We start from the raw sequence: 2,481 nt of genomic DNA on the forward strand, positions 1-2,481 counted from the left end.
TACAAGGTCTTCTCATACGACAACGCGCTGTCGTACAGTCCGTTATGCAATCCCGTTTTCTTTCCGTTGCCGCGTGTGATCGCATTTTCCTTCCCCTTGGCTTCTGGTGAATTGTGTGTGTTATCACCTTTTGCTCGATCTTATCGATGTCGTAATACTTATGTGACCGGGCCGTCTTCTGACGAAGACCGTCATATCTGTATTCCACATTGGTTCCATCCGGATAATAGACAGCCGAAAGGAGATTGTCATCTGTATACGCGTATTGGACCGTGCCTTGGGCTCCGGTTTGTTAAACCCTATTGCCGCGGCACTAAGTAGCCCCGTAAAAAAGAAACCTTGAATGGCACGAAGCCAATCAAGGTAAGATTGTTGTATATTAGTAACTTTGTCAAATTGCGCTCTTTTGTGAGCACATTTTAAACATTCAAAAACATAGATTGCCGTATCATTACCAATATCTTCCCAGAATAACTCTTCATCTTCAATTCTGTCCCTATATTCTTTTTCTAGAATGCTCAATTGAAACTCCTTGCCGTTTCTATTAGCTGAAGACAGTTCAAACTTCTCTTGCGACCATTCACCCAAGTACTTTGCAAATTCACCACAACATACAACCCAATCATTTTGTTGAATCCATGGAATTGGTGGTGATTTCTTTAATTCAGAACATTGAATATCAACGATTTTCGGAACCTTATCTTCGAGCTCGGACGGGTATGATTTTTTAACGTTTCTCTCTAATTTTTCAACTAAATAGTCCCTTATATGAACTTTCACTTTACCATCTACCAGACAATCCATACAAACAGATTCCCTATCAAACTCAGGCTCATCAAAAAACACACCATCTAAACAATTCTCCTCAGAGCCACAAGATTCACATGGAGATTCTATAAATTCTGCATTCCTTAACGGATCATCAAAATACCTGAAATTCCAATCATTCTGCATTTCAATTTCCTTTCAACGGTTAATTATTAAACCTGCCTCGTACTCACTTCTCCAATGTCATTGACCTGTTTTCTAAACTCCCTTCTATCTTGTTTGCTTAGTTCTGATTTTTTATTAGGATGGTTGAAAAAAACCGGAGCATCATACGCATACGTCGCTTCCTGACCGTACGCATGCATTGTGGTTCGATTTCCCACGCTATCCTATGCATAGGAAACCTCTCCTACCGGATCAATTAATTAATCCGGACGTTTTAGTTAGAGGGATAGTCCGCCTTAATGAAGTGGTTATTCAGTCTGGTTACCCATCCAAAAAAGAAACCTTGAACGGCTTATAGCCAATCAAGGTTATAAAAATCATTTAGACTAATATCTATATGTGCTCTTTATGGAGACCCCTATAATCCAAATGTAAATTAGCTAGCTGTTGCTATCTCTCTTTTCTATGAATTCTAGAAAGAGATCTTGCAGTTCTCTTTCTGTATCATAACCATCAAGAAGTAATTTAGGTTCTAATGAGCAATCCTTTAAAGTTGAACTTCCATCAATTACACCTAGCATATTTGAAATAGTGTCAATCATTGTCTGCTCAATAATTCTCATTAAAGTAGCTTTATTTTCTTCATTTAGACTATTATACAGACCAATAGCTTCTCTCCAATAATCATCGGTTTTTGCTCCAACATTTGTTGTTTCGTATAGATGCTTATCTAATTCAAGATTTTCTTTAACTATAGACTCATAAAGGGATTTAACAAAAATCTCATTCATTTTATTTCCTCATCTCTGGATACATTTTTTTGTTAAGTTTAATAAGTTCCTTCAAAGCAGAGTTTGGTATATCATTATAGACTCTTCTGAGTTCTTTAATATCTCTTGCTAATAATTGCCTTGGACTATTAATTCCATCAGTGCTTCTTGAGACTATGCCATTAGGTCCCCTTCTTGTATGCCCTAACTTTGGAACATTAATAGCAGGAGCAGTGTTGAAATCATAATTTTTCACCAATTTCTTCATTAATGCTTTTTGTCCTACATGATGTGCATCAAGTCCTTCGACACCCTTAATATCATTGTAAGCACCAACCTGGTATTTATTTGAACCCTTAAAACGCAGGTTAACACCTATGTTGTCGCCTGCCATAGGTCTATCAAAAAAGCCTTTGCCTTTAGAAGATTTCTTCCCGCCCCCGAATATCCCCTTCGCGAAGCCCCATGCCTTGTCTACTGCCTCGGTTGCCTTCTTCTTCGCTTCGCGGGCAATGGCTTTCGCTGGTTCCTTCAAATACTTGGAAGCTTTAATCGCGCCCTTGATCGCTAGTTTGGCCCCCGACTTAACTAATAAGCCTCCGGGTATTGCCATACCGATTAAATCGATCGCTGCAACTGATTTCGCCAATAGGCTCGCATTTGGATTTCGCAGCGTTTTGATATTGTCCCCGATAAAGAAATTGTACACCCCTTTGGCTGCTTGGAAAAGGGGTTTTCCCGCTTGCTTCTTCGCCTTCGACTGTGAGGTATTTACCTT

Annotated in this window: 3 protein-coding genes; all 3 read right to left on the bottom strand. The window is 39.2% G+C overall.

The features are described from left to right. Positions 1-123: 123 nt before the first annotated feature. Positions 124-954 carry a CbrC family protein gene (locus DFP97_RS30235; protein WP_114384354.1) on the bottom strand — a complete coding sequence of 277 codons (831 nt, stop codon included), beginning with the start codon at positions 952-954 and terminating at the stop codon, positions 124-126. Between the two features lie 419 nt (positions 955-1,373). Continuing rightward, the gene (locus DFP97_RS30240) at positions 1,374-1,724 is read right to left on the bottom strand and encodes a transposase (RefSeq protein ID WP_114384355.1); all 351 of its coding nucleotides are present in this window, start codon (positions 1,722-1,724) and stop codon (positions 1,374-1,376) included. Between the two features lies 1 nt (position 1,725). Next, the coding region (locus DFP97_RS31850) for a hypothetical protein (RefSeq protein ID WP_245976661.1) at positions 1,726-2,481 on the bottom strand (756 nt) is incomplete at its 5' end.

Source organism: Paenibacillus prosopidis (genome assembly GCF_003337375.1).
Taxonomy (GTDB): Bacteria; Bacillota; Bacilli; order Paenibacillales; family Paenibacillaceae; genus Pristimantibacillus; species Pristimantibacillus prosopidis.